The following is a 25811-nucleotide window of genomic DNA, read 5'->3' as shown; positions in this document are numbered from 1 at the left end:
CACCGTTGATGACAGATGACATAATCATTGAGTGTATACGGCTATATAAAATTTCTTTTTTCATTCAAAATTCTCCTTTCTTGACTACCACAATTTAAATTATCCATTTATTCATTATATTTTCCCCCATTTTCGTTCATAATATTACAGATTCAAAAGGAGGCAGGCATAATGGCTTTTAACAATCCTGAGCAAATTGCACAAAAAGCAGTAGAGCACGGCTTCAAAAAAGTATCACTGCCGCTTACAAGCAAACTGCTGCTTGGATTTTTGGGAGGGGCATTCATTTCAATTGGATTCCTGCTAGACATTAGGGTAAGTGCAAATCTTCCCGAAGAATGGGGTTCATTTGGCACATTCCTTGGAGCTGCTGTTTTTCCAATGGGACTGATTTTGATCGTACTTGGAGGAGGCGAGCTGCTGACAGGAAATATGATGGCTGTAACAATGGCATTTTTTTCAAGAAAGATAACATTTACAAATCTCGCTTCCAACTGGTTTTATATTACCGTTTCAAACTTTATCGGTGCCCTGTTTGTAGCCTATATCTTTGGTCATGTTGTCGGCCTTACAGAAACTGGTCCTTTTTTGGATAAGACAGCGGCGATTGCAGGAGCTAAGCTTGAAGAAGGATTCATTGCAGCCTTATTCTCAGCAGTTGGCTGTAACTGGCTTGTGGGACTTGGAGTATGGCTGGCATACGGAAGTGATGATTTCACTGGTAAAATTCTTGGGATATGGTTTCCGGTGATGGGGTTTGTCGCAATCGGATTTCAGCATATTGTCGCCAATATGTTTGTCATTCCGGCAGCCATTTTCAGCGGCCATTTTACATGGATGGACTATTGGATGAATTTCATTCCTGTTTATATCGGCAATGCTATCGGAGGCGCACTTTTTGTAGCAGGCATCTACTGGCTCTCTTATATAAAAAAACTAGAAAATAGAAGCTGATCATTTTTAGGAGGCATGGAAATGAACGAAGAAAACTTTACAATACAGATTAACGGAAAAGAATGTTTATCTGAGCCTGGCCAAACCATACTTGACGCTGCAAAAGCACAAGATGTTTTCATTCCAAGCATTTGTTTTCACCCTAATTTAGGAAGTATCCAGACATGTGATACCTGCTTTGTTCATGCAGGTAACCAGCTGGTAAGGGCATGTGCGACAAAAACAGAACCTGGAATGATTATTGATACTTCTTCCCAGCTTGTCCAGGCTGCCCAATATGAAGGAATTTCAAGAATACTAAAAAATCATGAGCTTTATTGTACGGTTTGCGACAATAATAATGGAAATTGCACAATCCATAATACAGTAGAACTAATGGACTTGGCACATCAGGCGTATCCTTTTGAGGCTAAGCCATATTCACCTGATATGACACATCCTTTTTACCGCTATGAACCGGATCAATGCATCTTATGCGGCCGATGTGTGGAAGCCTGCCAGGATTTGCAGGTTAATGAAACCCTCACTATTGACTGGAGCAGGGAAAATCCGAGGGTAATATGGGACAATGATGTACCAATTGACCAATCATCCTGTGTATCTTGCGGACACTGTGTCACTGTCTGTCCATGCAATGCATTAATGGAAAAATCCATGCTGGGCGAGGCGGGCTATCTAACAGGCATCCCTCCTAAGGTTCTTGGGCCAATGATTGATATGACGAAGGAAGTGGAGCCTGGATACAGAGAAATTTTTGCCGTTTCCGAGGTGGAAGCAACTATGCGTCAATCTCGTATCAAGCGCACTAAGACAGTTTGTACGTACTGCGGGGTTGGCTGCAGCTTTGAAGTATGGACAAAGGACCGGCATATTCTAAAAATCGAGCCGCAGACAGAGGCTCCTGTCAATGGCATATCTACTTGCGTAAAAGGCAAATGGGGATGGGATTTTGTAAACAGTGAGGAACGGCTGACAAAGCCATTAATCCGCCACGGAGATGAATTTGTGGAATCAACATGGGATGAAGCGCTTGATTTGATAGCAGAAAAATTAGGCGGGATTAAAGAAAAATATGGTCCCCACTCAATTGGCTATATTGCTTCTTCTAAATGCTCCAATGAAGAAAACTACCTGTTCCAAAAATTCGCCCGTACCATCATGGGAACAAATAATGTGGATAACTGCTCCCGTTATTGCCAGTCTCCTGCTACCGCTGGACTGCTGAGAACAGTCGGAATGGGAGGAGACTCAGGAACCATAAAAGATATTGAAGCCTCTGAGCTGATTATTGTCATTGGCGCGAATCCCGCTGAGTCACATCCGGTTCTGGCTACCCGTGTTAAACGGTCGCATAAGCTGCACGGCCAAAAGCTCCTTGTAGCAGATATCAGAAAGCATGAACTTGCAGAGCGGGCAGATTTCCTTGTTCATCCTGAGCCTAGCACAGATCTTATTTGGCTAAATGCTGTTACTAAATATATCATTGATCAGAATTGGCATGACGAAAGCTTTATTTCAATGCGTGTTTCCGGATATGAGGAATTCAAGAAAAGTTTGGGACAGTACACTATTGATTATGCAGCTGAAAAAACAGGCATTCCAAAAAGCGATCTTATTAAAATTGCAGAAATGATTCATGAGGCAAAGTCAGCATGTGTACTTTGGGCAATGGGGGTAACACAGCACAAGGGAGCAACAGATACCAGCACAGCTATTTCCAATCTCCTGTTGATTACCGGTAATTACGGCAGGCCTGGAACTGGGGCTTTTCCTTTAAGGGGCCATAATAACGTTCAAGGAGCATGTGATTTTGGCACAATGCCAGCATGGTTCCCTGGATATGAAGCTATTGAAGATCCAAAGGCAAGAGAGAGGTACGAGAAAGCATGGGGTACTGCCATACCTGAAGTTCCTGGGTTGAATAACCATCAAATGGTAGAAGCCATTCATAATGACAAGCTAAAAGCTTTATATCTATTTGGCGAAGATATGGCAATTGTTGACTCCAACTCCAATCATGTCATTGATGGATTTGAAAAATTAGACTTTTTTGTAGTCCAGGATGTATTTTTCAGTAAAACTGCACAATATGCCGATGTAGTGCTCCCTGCATCTCCATCACTTGAAAAAGATGGAACATTTGTGAATACAGAACGCAGAATCCAGCGCTTTTATCAAGTTTTCGAGCCGCTTGGAAATTCAAAACCTGATTGGGAAATCTTCCGGGATTTAGCTAACAGGATGGGGGCAAATTGGAATTATCAGCATCCAAGCGAAATCATGGATGAAGCAGCAAGCCTTGCCCCATTATTTGCTGGAGTAAACTATGATAGACTGGAAGGCTTCAAAAGTCTTGTATGGCCGGTTGCTAAAGATGGGGCCGATACACCTCTGCTTTATAAAGATAAATTCCCTTTCCCTGATGGAAAGGCGAAGCTGGTCAGTGTTGAGTGGACGCCTCCTTTCGTTTCCGGGGAAGAATATGACCTTCATTTGAATAATGGAAGGCTGCTTGAGCATTTCCATGAAGGAAACATGACATATAAATCAGAAGGGCTTACACATAAAGTGCCTAATCCTTGGGTAGAAGTTTCACCTGAATTAGCTGCTGAAAGAAACCTGGAGGACGGTTCACTTGTAGGGCTAACTTCGCCATATGGCCATGTTGAGGTTCGGGTCATGGTCACGGAAAGAGTCCAGGGCAACGAACTTTACTTAACCATGAATTCATTTGAAGATAATGAAGCTGTTAACCGCCTGACAAGCAGCTATCATGATACGATTACCCACACACCTGCCTATAAAGAAGTTGGGGTCAAGATGACTGTAATCGAAAAAGAAGGGGAGCCGCCACTGCCACGCCATAACCATCGTTTTGGAAACAGAGTTCCTCAAATCAGTGTACGGGTTGAAGAAAAGTGGCAAAGAGAAGATTTTAAACCAATAACTGAACTTTTTAAGATAAAGGGGGATGAATATGGCGAAAGCAATCAGGCAAATTAATAAAGCAATTCCAAATTCTTTAGAAGAACAAAATCAAGCAGTGGCAGATATTGTGAAAGAGCTGGCAGAAAACCGCGAAGCTGTCCTGGCAGCAATAGGGGTTTTGAAAGGCCTTAATGACCTGACGATTTTAGAAGCAGCTAACTCTCTCCTCGAACAGCGGACAGAGGTTGCCGCAATCGCCATTGGACAAATCAACCAGCCGGCTGTCCATAACATTATTAAAAGCGCCATGGGATTATTTGGTTTTTTATCAGCAATGAATCCAAACGAACTTGAAACAATGCTTCAAGGCGTCAGCCATGGTATTAAACGCCTTTCCAAAACGGGACATCAGGGAGAAAAACAATCTTTATGGAAAATGCGCAAAAGACTCCGCAGTCCTGAAATACGTGCGGCTATGACCACAATGGTAGATTTCATGGAGGGCATGGGAGAAGTCTTTCTTGAAAATAATAAAAAGCATTGAAAGGAAGAGAAGAAGTGGAGCAGTGGAAAATGATTGTCAGCGGATTGGACAGCCAGGAAAGCGGTAAAAAAATCCTTCAGGCTTTAGAATCAGTTTGGGGTATCAATAAAGCTGAAATCGATCTAAAACATCGTGAAGCAAGCTTTTCATATGACAGCAGGATGGCTTCCCGGCAGGACTTTGAACAGGCAATACTGGACCTTGGATATGGGATTGAAAGTAATGAACAGCAATAGCACCAATGACAGAAAGAGGTAAAATCCATGTATAAATGTGAAATATGCGGACATCAAAAGGATATGAAGGACGAAGAGGTTCTGGTTGGTGAATCACATCTTTATTTGTGTGAAGACTGCATCAATGACAGAAGATATAATTTAGACAGCGATTCAATCATATAAGATCGTTTAGCGGGGCAGCAATAAGTTGTCCCGCTATTTTTATCCGGGTGTATAAAATTTTGCCCATTCCCTGATATTGATTTATATTCGATATACAAAATCTTTTAAAAGAGGCGTTTATTGTGACACTGGGAAAATATGAAATTTTTTATCAAGTGGTAGAAACCGGCAGTTTAACAAAAGCCGGCGAATTCTTAAAAATTTCACAGTCAGCAGTCAGCCATGCGATCTCTTCCCTGGAAAAAGAGCTGGGGTTTTCATTGCTTATCCGCAACAGGGGTGGCATTTCGCTGACTGCAGATGGTGAGAAGATTTTAATACATATTAAGGAAATGATGAACAGCTATCATAAATTAAAGCAGGATGCGGCAGAGATTTCCGGCCTCGAGACCGGCAGCATAAAAATAGGTTCTTTTTCATCCGTTACATCACATTGGTACCCGGGAATGCTAAAAAAATTTACCGATCAATATCCGTCGATTAAAGTTAACCTTATGGAAGGGAATCAGCAGGAAATATGCTCATGGATAGCAGATGGAATCATTGACTTCGGTTTTGTGAATTTGCCCCCAGCCGGAAATTTTGAAGTTTTAAATCTGAAAAGCGAAAAATTATATTTGATACTGCCTGTAACTCATAATCTTACACAAACAAGCGAATTCCCGCTTTCCATGCTGAAGGGGGAAACTTTGATTCTAAAAAAATCTTTTCGTGAAACCGTTCTTAAATTATTAAAAAAACAGCGTATATCACCTGGTTTTTCATACGAACTGGAAGATGAGCAAGCTATACTGGCCATGGTGGATAAACATCTCGGGGTCAGCATACTTCCGGAAATTGCTGTAGGCAGCATCCCTGCCGGTGTGAAAAAAATTCCGCTTGCAGGCCATCAAGAATACAGTTCTATCGGTTTATCCGCACTATCCTTTAAACGCCTTTCTCCTGCAGCAGAAAAGTTTATCGCCACAGTCACTCTTTGGCTGAATGAAAATTACCCGCTTAAATGAAACCACACCCGCCATTTATAACGGCTCTATATATTGACAGTAATTTAAAAAGAAGATTATGATTTAATCCAAGGTATTTGAATCATAATGTATTTTATAAGGCCAGCTTCGGATAAACATCCATTTTTTAAAAGGCTTTGGTTAAAGTACATTGTTGGTTTCTGAACTTTGTTGAGTGGAGCAGATTCGCTTGACTCCTGGAGGATTAGCGTTACAGGCGAAACCACTCAGGAGCTAAGCTGTGAGGAGGCTCGGCGGACGCCCCCGCGAGTCTTGCGTTTACAGCGAAAATCAATACACAAGTTTAACAGAGCTTTTTAAAAAATAATCTGTATTCTAAAAAAAGGGGAGAAGTATATAATGAGCCAAATTGTCATCATTTCCGGAAGCCCGTCCGCGCCTTCGAGGACCGACCTGATTCTTAAACATGTGCAATTGCTTGAAGAAAAGAATGGTTTTTCTGCGGAATATGTTTCAGTGAGGGATTTTTCAGCAGATATCCTGGCAAATGCCCGCTATGACAGCCCGGAGATTGAAAAATTATCACAAGCTATCCTGAATGCAGACGGAGTGATTATTGGATCTCCAGTGTATAAGGCATCATATACCGGAGTTTTAAAATCGCTGATTGATCTTTTGCCTGAAGGGGCTTTTAAAAATAAACCCGTCCTGCCAATCATGGTAGGCGGAAGCATGGCGCATTTGCTGGCGATTGATTATTCTTTAAAACCTCTTATAGCTATATTAAAAGGACAGCCGATCCAGGGACTTTATTTTATAGATAAGCAAATTGATAAAACAGATGAAAATATGCCGCTGAAAGATATGGAACTGATTGGCAGGCTGAATAATCAGCTGGAACAATTCGAAGAAGCGGTTCATAAGGAAAAGCATTTTCGGAATCGATAACGGAAGGCTAAAAGTTACTTAAGGAGCTGATTAAGCAAATCAGCTCTTTTTGCTGTTCTAAATTGCATAGAAGCTTCATGCAAAAATAAACCTGGTTTTTGCGTTGAAGACTGCATTTCAGGGCAAAATAACGTTTCAGCCATTTAAATTATTTAAAGCTAGTTTCTGAAAGCTGTCAAAAGGGGTATAGAAACAAGATTTGATAAAAAATTTGACAGACGGAGATTGATTGCATGAAAAAACGGAGAATGGATTTTGTATTTTTATTTATTTATATTTTGACCGCATATATGGTGTTGCTGAGCCCTGCAAGCCTTGCTATCAAGTACTTATTTGCTGCATTATATGCAGTGGCGATCATATCAAGCGTTTACTCTCTTATGCTTGAAAACCGTTCACCTCAAAATACACTTTTATGGATATATGTCCTGCTTTTCTTCCCCATAATTGGCTATATCTTTTATTTATACTCAGGGCAGCTGTATCTGAAGGGTTTCCTTTTCAGGAACAAAAGAAAAAACCATAGGGAGGAATGGCAGCGTTCTGTTTACAAAAAAACGAATCCTGATTTGTCCTTTTTGAATGACCATCAGCAATGCCTGGCAAGTTTTGCGAAAAATGAATCCCTGACAAGCATTAGCACGGCTTCAAGGACGGCGGTCTTAAAAAACGGCCAAGAAACCTTTTCAGAAATTAAGAAAAGGCTTAAAGAAGCAAAAGAATATATACATATTGAATACTATATTTTCCGGTCTGATCGTTTAGGCAAGGAAATCATCGATATCTTGATTGACAAAGCCAGAAATGGAGTAGAGGTCTTATTTATCTTTGATGCGGCAGGGAGCATGAAACTGTCTGTTAAGGAAATTGAAAACATGAAGGAAGCAGGCATTAAGGTCCATCCATTTCTGCCATTAAAGTACGGATTCTTTAACCAAAAATTCAACTTTAGAAATCACCGTAAAATTATTATTATAGATGGGAAAATCGGATTTGTGGGTGGATTGAATGTAGGCATCGAATATCTTGGGGAAGATGAAAACGTGGGTTTTTGGAGAGATACCCATATGGTTGTAAAAGGAGAGGCAGTATACACTCTGCACACCGTTTTACTGCTTGACTGGGAATATGTCAGCGGAGAGAAGGTCCTTGAAAAATACAGATGCTACGAACCTCCAGAGGAAGAAGGAGATGGAGCGGTACAGGTGGTGGCAAGCGGCCCTGATACCCAGCAGGGAATTATGAGTGATTATTATTATACAATGATTTCTTGCGCCACTAAATCTATTTGGATTGCCACTCCATACTTCGTCCCTAATGAATCGATCCGTACTGCTCTCAGAGTGGCTGCTTCCAAAGGAATCGAAGTGCGGATTATGGTCCCGGAAAAAAATGACGGATTTTTGACCCAATATGCAAGCCGGTCTTATTTTCCTGAGCTCCTGCGGGCAGGCGTTGAAATATACTCGTACAAAAAGGGGTTCCTTCATCAAAAAATAATTATTATAGATGGAAATATAGCCTCCATAGGTACAGCAAATATGGATATGAGAAGCTTTCATTTGAATTTTGAAGTAAATGTCTTTTTATTTGGCAGTACTTCTATACGTGATTTAACGGCACAGTATGAAGAAGATATAAAAGACAGCGAAAAACTGAAGCCTGTCCAGTATTACAAAAGAGGATTTGCAGAAAGATCGAAGGAATCATTCGCAAGACTTTTTTCAGGAGTGCTATAAATACGATGTCAGCCGTTAGAAAGGAGCTAAGATTAAGGTGAATGGAATAAATGACCACATTAAACACAATCTTCTTATATTATTTGTCGGTTTCAATCCAAGTCTTCTTTCGGGTAAAACGGGACATCATTATGCCAATCCCAGAAACAGGTTTTGGAAGATCCTATATTATTCTGGTTTGACACCTAAATTACATCATTTTTCAGAAGATGCTGAGCTGCTTTCTGCGGGATATGGATTTACCAACATTGTACACAGGCCAACAAAAAACGCCGGCGAAATTACGAAGGAAGAATATAAGGCAGGAAGAGAAGAGTTAATTAAAAAGGTCATATATTATAAGCCTAAAATTGTTTGTTTTGTCGGAAAAGGAGTTTATAAGGAATATTCAAAAAAACCTAAAAGCCAGTGGGGCATTCAAAGTGATTCAATGACTCACGGAACCATAGATTTTGTTGCACCTTCTTCGAGTGGCCTTGTCAGAATGAAAATGGATGAAATCATTAAAATTTACAGTGAATTAACTGCATTAGCTGCGAAATTCACAGGCTGATGATCCGATATGCCTAAATCGGATCATTTTTTTGTACTTTTGTTCCTTTGTAACTGTCATATTGAGACTCTTTGTCAGATATCATAAAAATATGCAGCTTTAATCTTTACTGCTATCTCTATGTCCCTTCCATTAAATGGGCATATGCTGATTTCGAACAGCTTATTGTCTGGCTTATTATCAAATGATTACTTTTTAACATAAACTATCTTATCCCTTAAATGGAATGGTTTTTTTAAAGCTGTTTCATTTTGAAAATCTCACAAAATGAAAACGCTTCTAAAATAACTTTGTTTCATTTTTTATAAAAAATCAGCATGTAATGATTAGATTAGAATCATTTGTCTAGAATAAGGATATTGGAAAAAAGTTCTGGAGGTGCAGATATGATGGATTGTGATAAAGCGATTACAGTTCTTGATACTATGAGGCTTCCAAATGGCACATATACAGCCAGCACTTCCCAAGATTACAGCTATGTCTGGATCCGGGATGTTGTCTATACGGTATTGCCTTTTTTGCAAGTGCCTTGCGAGCGATATGAAACAGCCTATCATTCAATGTTCGACTTATTTAAACGCTATGAATGGAAAATTGACATTCATACCGAGAAAAAGCCGGTATATCCTTTTGAATATATCCACTCAAGATATTCGCAGGATCTCAAAGAGATCAGCCAGGAATGGGGCCATGCACAGAATGATGCAATTGGAGCTTTTCTTTGGGGGGCAGGCGAAGGTGTCCGGCATGGCCAAAATGTAATAAGAGATGAAAAAGACCTTGAAATCGTTCAAAAACTAGTGCGTTATCTTGAATGCCTTCAATATTGGCAAGCAAAGGATAATGGCATGTGGGAAGAAAATATGGAACTGCATTCATCCAGCATCGGTGCCTGCGTAGCAGGACTTAATGCCGTAAAAATGCTGGTGGATGTTAAAGAAGAATTAATTCAAAAAGGTCAGGAAACACTCAGGTTTATGCTGCCCAGAGAAAGTGAAACAAAAGAAACGGATTTAGCATTATTATCTTTGGTTTACCCTTACCGCATCGTGGACCGCAAAACGGCAATGACTATTGTAAAAACCGTTTCAACCCGCCTCGAAAGGACATACGGTTGCATAAGGTATGAAAATGACCAATATTATAATGAAGGCAGTGAAGCGGAATGGTGTTTCGGGCTGCCGTGGCTCGGGTTATGCTATTTCGAATTAGGAATGTTTGATAAAGCTCAGGAGTATATCAAAAAAACAAAGAAAATCATTCCTGACAGCTGGGAAATCCCTGAACTTTATATTGGCGGAACAAACAGGCCAAACGGAAACACACCGCTTGCCTGGTCTGTATCATTAACATATCTGTTTTTAAATAAAATGAAAAATAAAGAGCTTGACTCCCTTGAAGCTTAATATTGCCAATTGCTGCCCTCCTGATATGAAGGAGGGTTATTTGTTTTTTCTAAAAATCACCATTACCTATATTCGGGATACAAAGACGCACTGCTTGCTTCAATTGCAAGGGGTTCATAATCCATTAAAAATATTTTTGTGAAATAATCTTTTTTAGGTTTCAGCAGAAAAAATAGTGGGTAATAATAGGTGTTAGACAAATTTGTATAATAAAAATCATTGTTTCGCAAAGGAAAATCAAAAATATATGTCGAATGTATTCAATAGCTATTTCAGGCTGCTGAAGAAAAAATAAATTAGAAGGCGGGGGTTTTGATTGAACGAGATAACGGAAGGTCATCCTGAAATATATCCTAGCGAGTTTGATTTATATCTTTTTCATGAAGGAACATTGTATGAAAGCTATAAAATGCTTGGTGCGCACCTTGCCTCCTATAAAGGGCAGGAAGGTGTCCGGTTTGCTGTATGGGCTCCTCATGCAAAAAAGGTTTCAGTTGTAGGAGACTTTAATAATTGGCAGGAAGATGCTGGCCATGAAATGAAGCTTGTCGCGGATTCCGGGATTTGGGCATTATTCATTGCCGGCCTGAAAGAAGGCGATATATACAAATACAAGATATACAGCTCTTCTGGCGGCACTGTTTTAAAAGCTGATCCATACGCCTTTTATTCAGAACTCCGCCCAAATACTGCTTCTGTAATTTATGATTTGGATAAGCATGATTGGCTGGACAGCAAGTGGATGTCTGAAAGAGCAAAAACAGATGTTTATCATAAGCCGATGAATATTTATGAAGTACATATGGGTACATGGAAGAAAAAAGAAAACGGTGTGCTCTATACATATAGGGAAATGGCAAGTGAACTAATAGACTATGTTGTTTCTGCCGGCTATACACATATTGAATTGATGCCCATTATGGAGCATCCCTTTGATGGGTCATGGGGATATCAGATTACAGGTTTTTTCTCTGTGACAAGCAGATTTGGCAAGCCTGAGGATTTCAAGTATTTTGTCGATCAATGCCATAAGAAAGGGCTAGGTGTCATTCTGGATTGGGTCCCGGCACATTTTTGCAAAGATCTTCATGGCCTTGGGAAATTTGATGGAACACCGCTTTACGAACCAACAGATCCCAATAAAGCGGAACGCCCGCTATGGGGTACATACAGTTTTGATTTTGCCAAGCCTGAGGTTGCAAGCTTCCTCATTTCCAATGCCATGTTCTGGATGGAGGTCTATCATATTGACGGCTTCAGGGTTGATGCGGTTTCATCGCTTATATACTTAAACCATGATAATCCGCTGCCTTTCAAGCTTAAAAATCAATATGGCGGCGAAGAAAATTTAGAAGCCATAGCATTTATCAAGAAATTAAATGAAGCTCTTTTCAAAAAATTTCCGGGTATTCTTATGATGGCCGAAGAAGCAACCGACCGGCCATTGATCAGTTCTCCGACAGATGCGGGCGGGCTTGGCTTTAATTATAAATGGAACATGGGATGGGCAAATGACATTCTGCGGTATATGAAGCTGGAAGTTGAGGAAAGGCCGTTTCACCATGATTTGCTGACTTTTTCCTTTTTCTATGCATTTACAGAAAATTACGTGCTTCCATTTTCACATGATGAAGTGGTCCATGGAAAAAAATCTCTGCTCGATAAAATGCCGGGAGATTATTGGCAAAAATTCGCTAATCTAAGGCTTTTATTCGGATATTTCATGGCTCATCCAGGGAAAAAGCTGGTGTTCATGGGAAGCGAACTTGCTCCTTTTGCGGAATGGAAGGATAAAGAGCAGCTTGACTGGATGCTTTTAGAGTATGAGTCACATACAGCTTTCAGCCAATATTTGAAAGCTCTTAACAAGTTTTATAAAGATTCGTCTTCATTGTGGCGGCTTGATCATGAAGCGGAAGGCTTTGAATGGATTGATGCGGATAACAGAAATCAGAGCATTCTGGCATTCATGAGAAAAGGAAAACGCAAAGGCGATTACTGTATAGTAGTTTGCAATTTTTCAAAAGAGGTATATATAGATTACCGGATAGGCGTTCCTTCAACGGGAAAATACATAGAGGTTTTCAACAGCGATGACATTTCTTTTGGCGGATCTGGCCAATGTAATGAAGAAGTAATTTCTGTCGACAAAAAACCTTATCATAATCAGCCTCACAGTATGGAAATAAAAGTTCCTCCACTAGGTGTGACTATATTTATGAAACAAACAAAAAAAAGACAGGGGAGAATGCATCATGGCATCTAAAAAGTGGATTGCAATGCTATTAGCAGGCGGACAGGGTTCAAGGCTCGGCGAATTAACGAAAGGGCTGGCAAAGCCGGCAGTGCCTTTTGGCGGCAAATACCGTATTATTGACTTCACCTTAAGCAATTGTACACATTCCGGCATCGATACGGTAGGAGTTCTGACTCAATATCAGCCGCATGTGCTGAATGAGTATGTGGGTAATGGCGGCGCCTGGGATCTAAACAGAAATTTCGGAGGAGTATCCCTGCTTCCTCCTTATTTAGGAAAAGATGGAGGGGAATGGTATAAAGGCACTGCGAATGCAGTGTACCAGAATACCCAGTTCATCGATCAGTATGACCCTGAATTTGTATTGGTAATCTCTGGAGACCATATTTATAAGATGGATTATAACCGCATGCTTAAGGAACACATCGAAAAGAAAGCTAAAGCAACGATAGCAGTGATTGAAGTCCCATGGCACGAAGCAGACCGATTCGGAATCATGAACACCGACGATCAGGGCAAAATTACAGAATTTGAAGAAAAGCCTGAAAATCCTAAAAGCAATCTCGCCTCAATGGGTGTATATATTTTCAATTGGAAGCTCCTTAAAAGCTACCTAAATCAAGATGAAAACGATGCTTCTTCTTCCAATGACTTTGGAAAAGATATCATTCCAAAGATGCTTGAAGACCATGATGAAATTTATGCATACCGGTTCGGAGGCTACTGGAAAGATGTAGGCACTGTTCAGAGTTTATGGGAAGCCCACATGGATTTACTGTCAGATACGCCTGCTTTCAATTGCGAAGACAGCCATTGGAAGGTTTACGCAGGAAATGCAAATCACCCTCCTCAATATATTGCACCAGAAGCGTATGTCAGAGAATCACTCATAAACGAAGGATCAATCGTTTTCGGCAGTGTGGAGCGTTCGGTAGTATCTTATAATGTACAAATTGGCAGCGGCTCGTCCATTAAGGATTCTGTTATCATGCCTGATGTAACAATTGGAAAGAATGTCACTATTGAAAGAGCCATTATCATGCCAAATACGGTGATCGAGGACAATACTGTGATAAATTCTGAAAGAGGATCGGATGAAATTGTTTTAATCGGAGAGAATCAGCAGCCCAGCAAGGAATTACGTTAATATCACATCATAGGAGGTTTAAAAATGGACAACGTGTTAGGAATAATTAACTTAATTAATGAAAAAAGATACCTCAAGGAACTGACATCTTATCGAGAGTTTGCAGCAGTTCCTTTTGCCGGCCGCTATCGATTAATCGATTTCACTTTATCCAATTTTATTCATGCGCAAATTTCGCAGGTTGCCGTCTTCACAAAAGACAATACCCGCTCCATCATGGATCATTTGGGCTCAGGGAAAGAATGGGATCTCGACAGAAGAAGCGGCGGCTTATTCATTCTTCCTCCAGTTCACCCTGATGAAAAAATTAAGGGGGATCTTCAGGAATTTTATAACCATCTTGAATTTTTTGAGCGCACCTCAGCGGACACAGTGATTATTTCACCGGGACACCATGTATCTAAAATTGACTTTAATGAAATTTTGGAAGAGCATAGACGCAATAATGCTGACATTACCGTTGTCTACAAAGATTATGACGGAGAACCGGTCCAGAAACTGGTATATCATACTTGTTCAGTGGATTTTGAGGACAATATCCTGGATTTGGAGCTCTTTACTTCCCCTCAATCAGGCGATCATGTGTGTTTGGAAACCTTCGTTATTGATAAAGCCATTCTTATTGATTTAATCAAAAAGTGTGTGGAAAACGACGAATTTGATTTATTAAAAGATGCAGTTAAGGCTAATCTTAATAAATTATGTGTAAAGGGCTACCATTTCAAAGGGGAAATGCCTTTTATCCATTCACTGGAAACTTTCCATCAAAGCAATATGGAATTTTTAAATCCTGAAAAAATCCGTTCTTACTTTTATGATTCATGGGATGTTTATACAAAAGTAAAGCATGAAGCACCAGCTAAATATTCCAACACTTCAAGCGTTTCACACTCCTTAATCGCCAATGGCTGTGATATTGAGGGCACTGTGGAAAACAGCATCATTTTCAGGGGAGTTAAAGTTAAAAAGGGCGCTTATGTGAAAAATAGCATCATCATGCAAAAGGGAGAAATTGAAGAAGGCGCTCATGTTGAAAATGTCATTACTGATAAACAAGTGCGCATTACAAGAGATAAAATACTTATCGGCGAGTCACAGCCAAGAGTGGTTAAAAAAGCAGAAACTATCTAACGGAGGTCTTACCATGCATGTTTTATTTGCTGCATCAGAATGTGCCCCTTTTATCAAGACAGGCGGACTGGGAGATGTAATAGGGGCACTGCCAAAGGCTTTAAAAGAGCAAGGTGTTGATGTTAGCGTCATTTTGCCTAAATTTCAGGACCTCTCTCATGAATACAAAGAAGAAATGCAGCATATACAAAGCATTGAAGTGCCAGTAGGCTGGAGACATCAATTTTGCGGAATAGAACGCATTGTTTCTGAAGGAATAAACTATTATTTCCTTGATAATGAGTATTATTTTAAACGTCATGGCAGCTACGGGTATTTTGACGATGGGGAGCGTTTTGCGTTCTTTTCCAGAGCTGTGCTTGAGGCGCTGCCTTATCTTGAGGATAAGCCAGATATCCTCCACTGCCATGACTGGCAGACGGGACCTGTCAGTGTGTTATTGAAGGCACATTACAGGAATCATCCTTTTTATGAAAATATTAAAACGGTTTTCACGATCCATAACCTGCGTTATCAGGGTGTGTACCCTAAGTCGGTCCTGTCTGAACTCCTTGATTTGAGTGATCTATATTTTAATATAGACGGACTTGAGTTTAATGGAAATGTAAGCTATATGAAAGCTGGATTGGCATTTTCTGACATATTGACGACAGTTAGCCCTTCATACGCATCAGAAATTCAGACCGCATATTATGGGGAAAATATGGACGGCTTTTTAAATAAAAGAAATGACCAGTTATTCGGAATAGTGAATGGTATCGATGCACATACATATAATCCGGCAGATGATCAAAGAATCTATCAAAACTTTATTGATACCAAGGGGAAAATGGAAAATAAACTCAGACTTCAGGAGGAATTGGGTCTTACTGTCAGAGAAGATATTCCAATTATCTCTATGGTCACCCGCCTTGTTGATCAAAAGGGAATAGACCTAGTTCTGCATGTATTTCATGAAATGATGGGACTCAATGTCCAGTTTGTTCTTCTTGGAACAGGCGAACAGCAATATGAAGAAGCATTTAGAGGCTTTGCCCGTGAATATCCGGATAAAGTGTATGCCGGAACCTATTTTGACGAAACTATGGCTAGAAAGATTTATGCCGGGTCAGATATTTTCCTGATGCCTTCTCAATTTGAGCCTTGCGGGATCGGGCAGCTGCTTGCTATGCGATATGGCACACTTCCCCTCGTAAGAGAAACAGGCGGCCTAAAAGATACTGTGATACCTTTTAATGAGTTTACAGAAGAAGGAAATGGTTTTAGTTTTGCTAATTTCAATGCACATGACATGCTTTACACCATTGAAAGGGCTGTATGGTTTTACCGTTTCCAGCCTGAAAGATGGAAGAAGCTTGCTGAGAGGGCAATGGGTTTGGATTTCAGCTGGAACGCCTCGTCACAGCAATATAAGGAACTTTATGAATCACTTTTAAAATAAATAGTATTTCTAAGAACATGAGCTGAATGCCTGTCAGCTCATGTTCTTATTTTTTGAGGAGATTCCTGTGTTATTCTGATAACATAGAAAAAAGTTACTATAAATGCAAGCGGGGAGAATGTTAATATCATGAAATTAGTATCTTGGAATGTAAATGGAATAAGGGCATGTGTCAGAAAGGGGTTTTTAAGTTATTTTGAAGAAATGGATGCGGATATTTTTTGCATTCAAGAAACGAAAGTTCAAGAAGGGCAAATCTCTCTTGAACTCGATGGTTATCATCAATATTGGAATTATGCCATTAAAAAAGGCTACTCTGGCACTGCTGTTTTTACAAAAAAAGAGCCTCTATCCGTTAAATATGGCGTCGGGGTTAATGAAGAAGAACCTGAGGGAAGAATTATCACTCTAGAATTTGAAGAATTTTATCTTGTAAATGTCTACACACCTAATTCAAAAAGAGATTTATCAAGATTGGAGTACCGATTACACTGGGAAGATGAAATGCTGTCCTATCTCAAGGAACTTGATGCAAAAAAACCGGTTATATTATGCGGTGATTTGAATGTGGCACATCATGAGATTGACTTGAAAAATCCAAAATCAAATAAACAGAATTCTGGATTCACAATAGAAGAACGCGGAAAAATGACAAATATCATTGAACAGGGTTTTCTGGACACTTTTCGTTTTTTCCATCCAGATAAAACAGAAATGTATACATGGTGGTCTTATATGAGCAAAGTCAGAGAAAGGAATATTGGCTGGCGTATCGACTACTTTATTGCATCTCAGCGACTAGAAGAAAATCTGAAAAGTGCGGATATCCACTGTTCTGTATTGGGAAGCGATCATTGTCCAGTTATGTTGGAAACATCCTTTTAGACAGATATGATAATAATGGATTAAAAAGGGTATAATTATTATTGTCACATGATTGCCTGCTGTTATTTCCAAAATGTAAAAGGAGGAAACCCATGAACTCATTTAATGTAACTTTCCACCAGGAAGACCATGTTGATACAATGCAGGTCCAAAAACTGTCAGAAGAAGAATTTAAAAAATCGGTAATTGGCGGCATAAGACATTTATTTGATTTAGATACGAACATAGGCTATTTTGTTTTCATTGACGCTGAAGATAATGATGGAGATATTTCTTATCTGATTCTTCAATACGAGGAAGAAAATGAAGATCCAAGCGCCTGCTATTCTTTTGAAATGACAGATTTTTATGAGTTTATGGCTCTTTATTTGCAAGGTGCATCAAGCATTGAGGACGATGAAGAAGAAGAGGAAGAAGAAGAATACGGCCCTATACATCATCTGGCACATCTTCTTGTTCACATTTCTGATGCGGGAAAAGACCTTAAGGTGTAATGTAAAGAAATCCAGCAGGAAAGAATATTGTTAAAAAGCAGCAGCAGTGCATTTATGTACTGCTGTTTTTCCTGTTTCCATGGATGGTTCGTATGATGCAGATTCAACAACCCATTTACTATGCAGGATTTTGGATCTGCGGGTCATTCACATTTTGGACTTTGGGTTTAAAGGGTCTCAATTAGCAAACAAACCTTAAAAAGCTGATCATTTCCTCACATAAAAAAATCTATTACTTTGCCGTATGGAACCTGATTATTGGTAAAACAAGCAGAAATTCTTTTCAATAATCCTTATTGCAGGGAAGGCAATGAATCTACAAAGTCATCTGAGAGCCTAAGATAATGAATAAGATGGTGCAGTTCCTTAATAGAATTCTTGTCTGCTGGAGAAGTAGCCCTGCTGTTAATATTTGTCTTGATTCCGCTTTTTTCATTTGCCCCGGGAGAAAAGGAGCTGGATTCAGTTATATATGTTCCAGTGGGCGCATAAAAGCGGATGCCAATCACATTACTTGCTGCATTAATCAAGTCGGTCCCAAATATGACTTCCTTTGAGATATCAATGCCAAGCAAGTTGGCTACTGTTGGGTAAATATCCACGAGACCGCCCGTCATGTTAATAGTGGCGCCTTGATTGATGGATGGCACTTTAATAATAAGGGGGATATTCAAGTGATCCAGTACAGGATCATACTTATTCCTGAATATGTTTCCCGCAAGTTTTTCATCTTTGCTGCTTTTTGTCTGAAGCCCTTGATGATCTCCATAGACGGCTATGACAGATTGATTATATAGGCCTTCATTTTTTAATTCCTTGATGAACCTTCCAAAAGCATAATCCGCGTAGCTTACTGCTTCAATATATGAACCGACCATGGAACCTTCATATTCTTTTGGCAGTGTTATTGCATATTTCTTTTTTTCTTCAGGCAATTTATAAGGGAAATGGCTGGAAAGAGCAATGATATGGCTATAAAACTTTTCACCATCATGATGGAAGGCAGCCAGTTTTTTTACTGTTTTTTTATACATCACTTCATCTGAAACTCCATACGAAATAGGGTCTTGGCCCCCAAAATAGTTTTTATCGAAAAAGTCCTGAAAGCCTAATGAAGCATAAAGTTTCTCCCTATTCCAAAATGTGACGCTATTTGCATGAAAAGTCGCAGTATGGTAGCCATTCTCCCCAAGGACCCTTGGCATCCCCGGCACTTTTTTTCCTTCTGCTGCAGCTGACATTGGGATATCACCCTTAGCATATAATGACGTGTTTGTTATAAATTCGGCATCGGAGGTATTGCCTTTGCCCACTTGTGTATAAAAGTGAGGAAAGTAGAAACTTTCCTTCAAAAATGCATTCAAATTAGGAGTGACTTCTCGGCCGCCGATCGAAAGATTTATGAGGAAATTCTGGACTGATTCCAGCTGTACAATGATAAGGTTTTTTCCATTGGCAATTCCCTTATATCTGATTTTCCTTTCAAGTATACCTTGTTTCTCATTTGCCAGACTGTCTGCTGTCACTATATTTTCTTCCGATATTACGTGTCTTGCATCTTGCACTGCAGTCAGCAGCTGAAAGCCCAAAAATCCCAGCTGGTCATATTGATGCAGTTCACTAATCGTTTTGCTGCTGCTGACCAAACCAAAAACAGCATATGAAAAACCTAAAATAAGCAGGATATGCATTATTTTTTCTGAAAACAGCTTCGGAAATGTAATAGTAGGACCATTTAGAAATTTGTATAAAAGCACACCAAGTAAATCCGCAAAAAAGAGCAGATAGCTTATCCTGGTTAATGCAATAATACTTTCTGAGATTTTGCCCGCCTGATTTACTTGTGCAAGCGACTTATAAGTGAGAATTGAACTGTAATAATCGAAATACATCAGTTGTATGACTACGATCAAAGACAGGATGAAATTGGTTAAGAAACAAGCCGCAGTAAATGGCCGATGATTCATCCAGTACAGCATAAAAAACAGCATCAGCAAAAGAGCGCTTTCCATGAAAAATCCTTGTATATGAAAACTGCCCATCATTATGTAACTAGCGATACTAAATTTTATTATTAGAGATAGATAAGTAAAAATTCCTATAAAAGTTTTTTGGTTTGACACTGATAACACCTCTTTGAATATAGTCTCCTACACATGCTAACCATTTACACTATACAAGATACTTAGCTTTTCCAATATTATTCCATCATGGAATGATAACCAGATTTTCGGAAACAATAGGCAGACAGCCCTAATAGCCTTTGTGTATGTCTAAAAGTAAATACCCGCAATATAAATATACGGTTACATGCATGGACGGCCCCTAAAGGGTTCAAATTCACACATGGTTTTCAAAAACTTCAGCAAATAAAACAGAGGTGATTTTATGTTTAAGTTATATGCTTTTATACTGATTGCAGGCTTTTATACATTTGGAGTATTTACAAGAGGGTGGGATGATGCCTGGGAGTTTTCCATTTATTCAGTCCTTCTCCTTGTTCAGGGCATTGCAATATTCTTTGTTGGATATCAGACAATCATGAGCTATTCCGGTTTAAGAAGGTTCAGGAAAACCGTAGTGAAACCACCCGCCAATAAGTTTGCAATATTGGTTGCTGCACATAACGAAGAAGAAGTAATAGGTCAAATCTGCGGAAATTTAAAACAATTGGATTATCCAAGAGAACTATACGATATTTTTGTTATTTGCGATAATTGCAGTGACAATACATCTGAGGAAGTCAAGAAATCCGGAGTGCATGCTATGGTAAGAAACGATCCCGGCAAAAGAGGAAAAGGCTATGGACTGGAATGGATGTTTGAAAAATTATGGGAGATGGAGAAGCAGGGAACTGCATATGATGCTGCGGTCATGTTTGATGCTGATAACCTGGTGAGCAAGGACTTTCTTAAAATCGTCAATTCTAAAATTCTGGATGGACACGATGTGATTCAGGGATATCTTGATGCGAAAAATCCAAATGACACCTGGGTCACTAAATCCTATTCATTTGCCTATTGGTCAACTAACCGTATTTACCAGTTAGCTCGTGAAAATCTAGGTTTGACCGCCCAGCTTGGAGGGACAGGGGTGACGGTCACTACGAAGGTATTAAAAGACATAGGATGGGGAGCTACATCACTAACGGAGGATCTTGAATTCACACAGAGATACATTCTAAAAACAGGAAAAAGAGTTGCCTGGGCACATGACGCCAAGCTGTATGATGAAAAACCGCTGGGATTCAAGCAATCATTTAAACAGCGGATCCGCTGGATGCAGGGGCACTTTGACTGTATGACAAGATATTCTCTTCCTTTATTGAAGGATGGAATTATAAAGAGAAAATTTATGCTAATTGATTCAGCCATTTATTTAGCGATGCCATCACGGTCAATTTTGGCACTTATCTTGATGATCTTTACAGGCTTATCTTACTTGGGTATTTACGAAGCAAATGGATATCTCGGTGACATTATTGACCGTTCAATCCTTTTTGACGGCTGGATTTACGGAATTTTTGTGTTCTTCTACATATCATTGCCCATTCTGGCGATGGTACTTGAAAATAAAGGAAAGAAATTGCATTGGTTCTTTATTTCCTATTTGTTCGGGCTGTCATGGATTCCTGTAACTTTGCTCGGATTTCTTAAAAAAAATCAAAAAGAGTGGGCCCATACAAAACATACCCGCTCCGTTTCCATAGAAGAACTGGAGACAATGCATACTAATAAAGATGTTTTATACGGACAAAATCCAATAGAATAGACTGAGGGATTTTCATGAAATTTGGATGTCATCTAAGTATACGGGAAGGATATCTGGCCGCTGCAAACCATGCACTTGCAATTCAGGCTTCAGCTTTTCAGTATTTCCCTAAAAACCCAAGAAGCTTATCCATTAAAAATTTTGATGCGGATGATGCCGGCCGCTGCAGAGAATATTGCTTCGGACATCAAATCACATCCGTTGCACACACACCATATCCGACAAATTTGACACCATCGGAAAAAAAGAAGGAAATGCTCATTTCTTCCTTGCTCAATGATCTGGAGATAGCTGACTCTTGCGGTTCCATCGGGGCAGTAGTACACTTCGGAAACCAGACGAGCAATACTGACCCGCTTAGCGGCTATCAGCTTATCATAGAAATGCTGAATCGAATTTTAGCTAAATGGAAGGGAAAGTGTAAGCTGCTTCTTGAAAATAATGCAGGTCCGCCTGGATCATTTGGAACGACTCTTGAAGAGATGGTCCAGGTGAGGAAGTTAAGCAGTTTTCCGGATAAAATCGGGTTTTGTCTGGATACCTGCCACGCTTTCGCCAGCGGCATATGGAATGGGGATGATAGCAAGGCTTTTCTTACTAATGGAACAGACCTGGGATATTTTGGCGGACTAGAAGTCATTCATCTGAATAATTCCCTGTATCCCGCGGGACAGGGGAAAGATCGGCATGCCAATATTTTTTCCGGAGGTTACATTACTGAAGAGCAAATGCATTCATTGCTTTCATCTCCTGTGTTGCGTCAGATTCCTTGCATTTTAGAAACTCCGAAAAAATCAGAAAATGGGTATGAGCAGGAAATTATGCAACTGAATAAAAAATGGGGGATGCTGCATTAACCTGCCTGTAAATGTTGATGACGGGTCACGGATACCAAATTATGGTTAAAACTGTTAGTTTGCTGTCAATCAGGGTTTGTTCCATAGCACTAAAGCTGAATTGAGCTTGGAAAGCGAAGACTCCAATTCTTCCAGATCCTTCTTGGGCCAATTGTGGAGAATCGCGGCGTAAGCATCTGTACGTGCTTTTTTAACGGAATTAAAAACTTCCCTGCCAAGATCAGTTATCGTTATTAAACTGATTCTTCCATTTTTTTGATCGGGTGTGCGGGAGATATATTCCTTCTCCTCCAGTGCTGCAACCTGCCTGCTTGCTGTCGAAACATTCAATTTTAGCTCTTCAGCAATTTCGTTGATTCCCGCAGGATTTCCATTGATGACTTTGCTAAGTAAAATGTAGCCGGAACGGTCCAATTTTCCCAGTTTTGGGCTGATGGCATTTGTGAGCCGGTTAAGAAGGGCAATTTCATATTCAATAATATCAAGAATTCGATCCATAATATCCTCCCGGAAAATAATTGAGCTTTGCATAGTGAATACTATTAGCATACATTCATAAAAGGGATGGATGCAAATTTTTTTAAAATTCGGGGCCAGCCATTCTATTTATTTAAATTTGTCAGTATTGCCTGCTGCTTTGCTCGTTACGCTTCAATCCCTTTTAGGCAGGAAAACTGTATATATCTATAATGAATGAACCATTTTATTTATATTTTTATAATTATATTGTATAATACAAGTTGCTATTTGAAATATATAAAAAAGTGCAATATCATTAATCAGGCATGTCTAATGTCAGTCAATGATAAAAAGCAAGGAGGCAGCAGGAATGGAAGAAACACATTTTTCATACAAAACACTATCAAGGGAATTATACTTTCCTAAATTTTTAGTCATTTCCATTTTGACGATTTTTTCAATTGGCCCGCAATACTTCTTGAATCTTTCATTTACCATCAATCAGATAATCATTCAAAATGGTTTTATGGCAAGTTCGGACGATATGCTTTATCCCTCTATTTTATCAAATTTGGCGTTTGCCATTGGAGTACCGCTTGGCCCGGCATTTAGCAGGAAATTCGGGCTCAAACAATCCTATTTAACGTTGATCATTGTTTTTTTATTCGGATCGGTCATAAACCTCTTTTCGATTGGACTCGATCTTTTTGATTTAGGGAGGATCATTCAGGGCTTTAGCGCAGGTTTGTTATTTTTAACCATCCTGCCCGTCAGTCTCCGTTCCTTTCCCAACAAGATCAGAAACACATTTCTTTTTATGGCAATAGCAGGACTATTCGGTTCTTCTGCAGTCGGTGCTTATTTCGGCTCCATATCACTGAGATTAGACGCATGGAGATGGCTTTTTGTGCTTAATGTAATTAGCGCTTTTATATGCCTGATTGTCGGCATGCTTCTCTTGCCGCGTGACAACAAGGAAAGTCTTGATAAAAGGGCTTTTGATAAAAGAGGGGCAGTGCTATTGATTATTACCGCTGCATGTTTGTCTGTTCCTATGATAAATCTTCAAAAACTCGGGTTTAAATCTGGGCTTGTTTGGCCGTTTCTTGCAGCTGCTGCGGTTTTCCTGATACTATTCATCTGGCTGGATTCCAACCTGGAAAATCCTTTAGTGCCGTTTCGAACCTTATTTGCAGCAAAACCATTCTTCGGTTTTTTGATGGCGATAGGTTCCCATATTGCTTTTATTGTGAGCTTGGCAGGAGTAAATGGCTTTCTGCGCAATATTTTAGATACTGCCTTTATTTCACTATCTCATGTCTATCTTTCCCTATTTTTAGGTGTTGTGGTATCCGCACTAATATGCACATTTTTCTATGATAGGCTGGGAGCGGGTATATTGGGGATAATAGGGTCGCTCGCTATTATATATGTCAGTTTCGAGTGGCTTACTGTCAATGAAGATGCCTCACTGACAACATTATGCCTGCAATTTGGGACGCTTGGGGCGGGAATATCAATGGCTCTGGTTTCTGGTGCACTTGGAACAGCGCTTGCCGGGGATATACATAAGGCCTCTATGAGATCTGTTTCATTGCATTTTACTAGAAACATGCTAGGTGCCATTGCTGCACCAATACTAGGCTGGTTTTTAGCCATGAGAAATTCCTTTCATTATGAACAGTTAAGAAATCAGCTAAGCTTTGCAAGCCAGGATTTTCTGATTCAAATGAATGATCTGATCCGCAAGTTTACCGGTACAGGAATGTCTGCAGCCGATGCCAAAAACAAGGTTACAGCGGTCATCGCCGGTAATGCCCAAAAAAGTGCCCTTATGGATACTTATCATGATTCTTTTATGATTTTATTAGTACTGGGCATTATTATTTTAGCTGCTTCTATAGGCAAGGTTGCTACAGGAAAAGGACGTTCACTTGTACAAAAAGCTGCTCCTGTCACGGCCGAGGAAAAACCGCCTGTAACGCTTTTGCTTAATACACCTGATAAACATAAATAATGGAGAATTTGCCGCCCTTGCTAACGGCAGCAATGCTTTGTATAATAGAAAGAACTAAAAATGACTATGTTTTCTAGGGTTCCGCAGCATTTTGCTGGTCTGGACCGAGAGAAAACACGCAGCCGAGCTGTGCCACGGAGGGATAAAAGCCCGGGAGATTCTGTTCATTCAGAAGGCTCCCGGGCTTTTTGCGTTTTTAGGAATTTCTTAAATTAAAGAGGTGTAAAAATGAATGCTAGCTGGATAAAAATAATTATAGCGGCCTTTTTTGAGGTCATTTGGGTGATTGGCTTAAAACATGCAGACAGCGGCTTCGACTGGATTATAACTGGATTTGCCATACTAGTAAGCTTTTACGGAATGGTATCGGCCGGAAAAAACCTTCCTGCAGGAACTGTGTATGCTGTCTTTACTGGTCTTGGGACTGCTGGAACTGTCACTTCAGATATTATCTTTTTTCACGAACCCTTTCATTTATCGAAAGTGCTGTTAATTTTATTTCTATTAACAGGAATCATTGGATTAAAAGCGGTGACAGCGGAAAAGATTGAAGAAAGGAGGAAGAACTGATGGCATGGATAGCATTAATTCTCGCTGGTATATGCGAAATGGCAGGGGTAATGATGATTAATCAATTTCACAGAAACAGAAGCTTTCTTTGGCTGGTATATTTGATTATAGGGTTTGGAGCAAGCTTCCTTTTTTTATCCTACAGCATGAAGTCACTTCCGATGGGGACGGCATACGCCATTTGGACAGGGATAGGAGCATCTGGCGGAGCGGTTTTAGGGATGGTCTTTTATGGAGAATCAAAGGATTGGAAACGTCTAATATTTATTGCTATGATTCTTTGTGCAGCAATTGGATTAAAGTTAACCGAATAAGAAGATAGAAAGGGGAACCATAAAACA

General features: G+C 39.8%; 23 protein-coding genes and 1 riboswitch. Of the genes, 21 read left to right on the top strand and 2 right to left on the bottom strand.

The annotated features are described in order from the left end of the window. Positions 1 to 171: 171 nt before the first annotated feature. The 16 genes from ACN6MY_RS13545 to ACN6MY_RS13470 all read left to right on the top strand — a co-directional run bounded on the left by ACN6MY_RS13545 (position 172) and on the right by ACN6MY_RS13470 (position 17796). On the top strand, positions 172 to 954 hold the full coding sequence (locus ACN6MY_RS13545) for a formate/nitrite transporter family protein (RefSeq protein ID WP_419880665.1): 783 nt from the start codon (positions 172 to 174) through the stop codon (positions 952 to 954). 21 nt (positions 955 to 975) lie between these two features. Next, positions 976 to 3957, top strand: coding sequence for a formate dehydrogenase subunit alpha (gene fdhF / locus ACN6MY_RS13540; RefSeq protein WP_419880664.1), 2982 nt, complete (start codon positions 976 to 978; stop codon positions 3955 to 3957). Next, the gene (locus tag ACN6MY_RS13535; RefSeq protein WP_419880663.1) at positions 3932 to 4426 is read left to right on the top strand and encodes a DUF1641 domain-containing protein; all 495 of its coding nucleotides are present in this window, start codon (positions 3932 to 3934) and stop codon (positions 4424 to 4426) included. The genes fdhF and ACN6MY_RS13535 overlap by 26 nt, the downstream gene beginning before the upstream one ends. Before the next feature lie 14 nt (positions 4427 to 4440). Further along, on the top strand, positions 4441 to 4662 hold the full coding sequence (locus tag ACN6MY_RS13530; RefSeq protein ID WP_419880662.1) for a heavy-metal-associated domain-containing protein: 222 nt from the start codon (positions 4441 to 4443) through the stop codon (positions 4660 to 4662). A gap of 27 nt (positions 4663 to 4689) precedes the next feature. After that, positions 4690 to 4827 carry a hypothetical protein gene (locus ACN6MY_RS13525; protein ID WP_177201437.1) on the top strand — a complete coding sequence of 46 codons (138 nt, stop codon included), beginning with the start codon at positions 4690 to 4692 and terminating at the stop codon, positions 4825 to 4827. A gap of 122 nt (positions 4828 to 4949) precedes the next feature. Beyond that, a complete protein-coding gene (locus ACN6MY_RS13520; protein WP_419880661.1) occupies positions 4950 to 5834 on the top strand; it encodes a LysR family transcriptional regulator in 885 nt (294 codons plus the stop codon). A 360-nt stretch (positions 5835 to 6194) separates the two neighbouring features. Continuing rightward, positions 6195 to 6743 carry an NADPH-dependent FMN reductase gene (ssuE, locus tag ACN6MY_RS13515; protein WP_419880660.1) on the top strand — a complete coding sequence of 183 codons (549 nt, stop codon included), beginning with the start codon at positions 6195 to 6197 and terminating at the stop codon, positions 6741 to 6743. A gap of 233 nt (positions 6744 to 6976) precedes the next feature. Then, positions 6977 to 8482, top strand: coding sequence for a cardiolipin synthase (gene cls, locus ACN6MY_RS13510; protein ID WP_419880659.1), 1506 nt, complete (start codon positions 6977 to 6979; stop codon positions 8480 to 8482). A gap of 37 nt (positions 8483 to 8519) precedes the next feature. Next, the gene (locus ACN6MY_RS13505; protein WP_419880658.1) at positions 8520 to 9035 is read left to right on the top strand and encodes a mismatch-specific DNA-glycosylase; all 516 of its coding nucleotides are present in this window, start codon (positions 8520 to 8522) and stop codon (positions 9033 to 9035) included. 389 nt (positions 9036 to 9424) lie between these two features. Beyond that, positions 9425 to 10441 (top strand): glycoside hydrolase family 15 protein, encoded by a 1017-nt coding sequence (locus tag ACN6MY_RS13500; RefSeq protein ID WP_071350942.1) that lies wholly within the window; start codon positions 9425 to 9427, stop codon positions 10439 to 10441. A gap of 316 nt (positions 10442 to 10757) precedes the next feature. Next, a complete protein-coding gene (gene glgB / locus ACN6MY_RS13495; RefSeq protein WP_419880657.1) occupies positions 10758 to 12707 on the top strand; it encodes a 1,4-alpha-glucan branching protein GlgB in 1950 nt (649 codons plus the stop codon). Next, positions 12697 to 13845 (top strand): glucose-1-phosphate adenylyltransferase, encoded by a 1149-nt coding sequence (locus ACN6MY_RS13490; protein WP_419880656.1) that lies wholly within the window; start codon positions 12697 to 12699, stop codon positions 13843 to 13845. The genes glgB and ACN6MY_RS13490 overlap by 11 nt, the downstream gene beginning before the upstream one ends. A 24-nt stretch (positions 13846 to 13869) precedes the next feature. Next, on the top strand, positions 13870 to 14976 hold the full coding sequence (gene glgD, locus ACN6MY_RS13485; protein WP_419880655.1) for a glucose-1-phosphate adenylyltransferase subunit GlgD: 1107 nt from the start codon (positions 13870 to 13872) through the stop codon (positions 14974 to 14976). A gap of 13 nt (positions 14977 to 14989) precedes the next feature. Continuing rightward, complete coding sequence (gene glgA, locus ACN6MY_RS13480) at positions 14990 to 16417, top strand: glycogen synthase GlgA (RefSeq protein ID WP_419880654.1); 1428 nt, start codon at positions 14990 to 14992, stop codon at positions 16415 to 16417. A 129-nt stretch (positions 16418 to 16546) separates the two neighbouring features. Beyond that, positions 16547 to 17302, top strand: coding sequence for an exodeoxyribonuclease III (locus ACN6MY_RS13475; RefSeq protein ID WP_419880653.1), 756 nt, complete (start codon positions 16547 to 16549; stop codon positions 17300 to 17302). A 92-nt stretch (positions 17303 to 17394) separates the two neighbouring features. Then, on the top strand, positions 17395 to 17796 hold the full coding sequence (locus tag ACN6MY_RS13470) for a cytosolic protein (RefSeq protein ID WP_419880652.1): 402 nt from the start codon (positions 17395 to 17397) through the stop codon (positions 17794 to 17796). A gap of 293 nt (positions 17797 to 18089) precedes the next feature. On the opposite strand, the gene ACN6MY_RS13465 is transcribed toward ACN6MY_RS13470, so the two are convergent. Beyond that, positions 18090 to 19919, bottom strand: a complete 1830-nt coding sequence (locus tag ACN6MY_RS13465) for an LTA synthase family protein (protein ID WP_419880651.1) — start codon at positions 19917 to 19919, stop codon at positions 18090 to 18092. 265 nt (positions 19920 to 20184) lie between these two features. Between ACN6MY_RS13465 and ACN6MY_RS13460 the strand changes: the two genes are divergently transcribed. Next, entirely contained in the window at positions 20185 to 21567 is a 1383-nt protein-coding gene (locus ACN6MY_RS13460; protein ID WP_419880650.1) for a glycosyltransferase family 2 protein, read from the top strand. A 14-nt stretch (positions 21568 to 21581) separates the two neighbouring features. Continuing rightward, entirely contained in the window at positions 21582 to 22424 is an 843-nt protein-coding gene (locus tag ACN6MY_RS13455) for a deoxyribonuclease IV (RefSeq protein ID WP_419880649.1), read from the top strand. 69 nt (positions 22425 to 22493) lie between these two features. Here ACN6MY_RS13455 and ACN6MY_RS13450 read toward each other — a convergent pair whose 3' ends face one another. After that, positions 22494 to 22922, bottom strand: a complete 429-nt coding sequence (locus ACN6MY_RS13450) for a MarR family winged helix-turn-helix transcriptional regulator (protein ID WP_419880648.1) — start codon at positions 22920 to 22922, stop codon at positions 22494 to 22496. Positions 22923 to 23253: 331 nt separating this feature from the next. Here ACN6MY_RS13450 and ACN6MY_RS13445 point away from each other — a divergent pair, with 331 nt between their 5' ends. From ACN6MY_RS13445 to ACN6MY_RS13435, 3 genes are all read left to right on the top strand, one after another. Next, the gene (locus ACN6MY_RS13445; RefSeq protein ID WP_419880647.1) at positions 23254 to 24900 is read left to right on the top strand and encodes an MFS transporter; all 1647 of its coding nucleotides are present in this window, start codon (positions 23254 to 23256) and stop codon (positions 24898 to 24900) included. Positions 24901 to 24962: 62 nt separating this feature from the next. After that, a riboswitch (guanidine-I (ykkC/yxkD leader) is annotated at positions 24963 to 25059 on the top strand. Between the two features lie 69 nt (positions 25060 to 25128). Next, on the top strand, positions 25129 to 25470 hold the full coding sequence (locus ACN6MY_RS13440; protein WP_419880646.1) for a DMT family transporter: 342 nt from the start codon (positions 25129 to 25131) through the stop codon (positions 25468 to 25470). Further along, entirely contained in the window at positions 25470 to 25784 is a 315-nt protein-coding gene (locus ACN6MY_RS13435; RefSeq protein ID WP_419880645.1) for a DMT family transporter, read from the top strand. Before ACN6MY_RS13440 ends, ACN6MY_RS13435 begins: the two co-directional genes overlap by 1 nt. The last annotated feature ends 27 nt before the right edge of the window (positions 25785 to 25811 follow it).

Origin of the sequence: Peribacillus sp. B-H-3 (assembly GCF_048572925.1) — a bacterium.
Lineage (GTDB): Bacteria > Bacillota > Bacilli > Bacillales > DSM-1321 > Peribacillus.
This window is presented reverse-complemented; position numbering and strand designations above follow the sequence as displayed.

What these genes read in the sequence shown, in the direction of transcription:
- ACN6MY_RS13435 (WP_419880645.1), top strand. Translation starts at nt 25,470, where the DNA reads ATGGCATGGATAGCATTAATTCTCGCTGGTATATGCGAAATGGCAGGG.
- ACN6MY_RS13525 (WP_177201437.1), top strand. Translation starts at nt 4,690, where the DNA reads ATGTATAAATGTGAAATATGCGGACATCAAAAGGATATGAAGGACGAA.
- ACN6MY_RS13545 (WP_419880665.1), top strand. Translation starts at nt 172, where the DNA reads ATGGCTTTTAACAATCCTGAGCAAATTGCACAAAAAGCAGTAGAGCAC.
- ACN6MY_RS13450 (WP_419880648.1), bottom strand. Translation starts at nt 22,922, where the DNA reads ATGGATCGAATTCTTGATATTATTGAATATGAAATTGCCCTTCTTAAC.
- fdhF (WP_419880664.1), top strand. Translation starts at nt 976, where the DNA reads ATGAACGAAGAAAACTTTACAATACAGATTAACGGAAAAGAATGTTTA.
- ACN6MY_RS13445 (WP_419880647.1), top strand. Translation starts at nt 23,254, where the DNA reads ATGGAAGAAACACATTTTTCATACAAAACACTATCAAGGGAATTATAC.
- glgD (WP_419880655.1), top strand. Translation starts at nt 13,870, where the DNA reads ATGGACAACGTGTTAGGAATAATTAACTTAATTAATGAAAAAAGATAC.
- cls (WP_419880659.1), top strand. Translation starts at nt 6,977, where the DNA reads ATGAAAAAACGGAGAATGGATTTTGTATTTTTATTTATTTATATTTTG.
- ACN6MY_RS13490 (WP_419880656.1), top strand. Translation starts at nt 12,697, where the DNA reads ATGGCATCTAAAAAGTGGATTGCAATGCTATTAGCAGGCGGACAGGGT.
- ACN6MY_RS13475 (WP_419880653.1), top strand. Translation starts at nt 16,547, where the DNA reads ATGAAATTAGTATCTTGGAATGTAAATGGAATAAGGGCATGTGTCAGA.
- ACN6MY_RS13460 (WP_419880650.1), top strand. Translation starts at nt 20,185, where the DNA reads ATGTTTAAGTTATATGCTTTTATACTGATTGCAGGCTTTTATACATTT.
- ACN6MY_RS13455 (WP_419880649.1), top strand. Translation starts at nt 21,582, where the DNA reads ATGAAATTTGGATGTCATCTAAGTATACGGGAAGGATATCTGGCCGCT.
- ACN6MY_RS13500 (WP_071350942.1), top strand. Translation starts at nt 9,425, where the DNA reads ATGGATTGTGATAAAGCGATTACAGTTCTTGATACTATGAGGCTTCCA.
- ACN6MY_RS13440 (WP_419880646.1), top strand. Translation starts at nt 25,129, where the DNA reads ATGAATGCTAGCTGGATAAAAATAATTATAGCGGCCTTTTTTGAGGTC.
- ACN6MY_RS13470 (WP_419880652.1), top strand. Translation starts at nt 17,395, where the DNA reads ATGAACTCATTTAATGTAACTTTCCACCAGGAAGACCATGTTGATACA.
- ssuE (WP_419880660.1), top strand. Translation starts at nt 6,195, where the DNA reads ATGAGCCAAATTGTCATCATTTCCGGAAGCCCGTCCGCGCCTTCGAGG.
- glgA (WP_419880654.1), top strand. Translation starts at nt 14,990, where the DNA reads ATGCATGTTTTATTTGCTGCATCAGAATGTGCCCCTTTTATCAAGACA.
- ACN6MY_RS13535 (WP_419880663.1), top strand. Translation starts at nt 3,932, where the DNA reads ATGGCGAAAGCAATCAGGCAAATTAATAAAGCAATTCCAAATTCTTTA.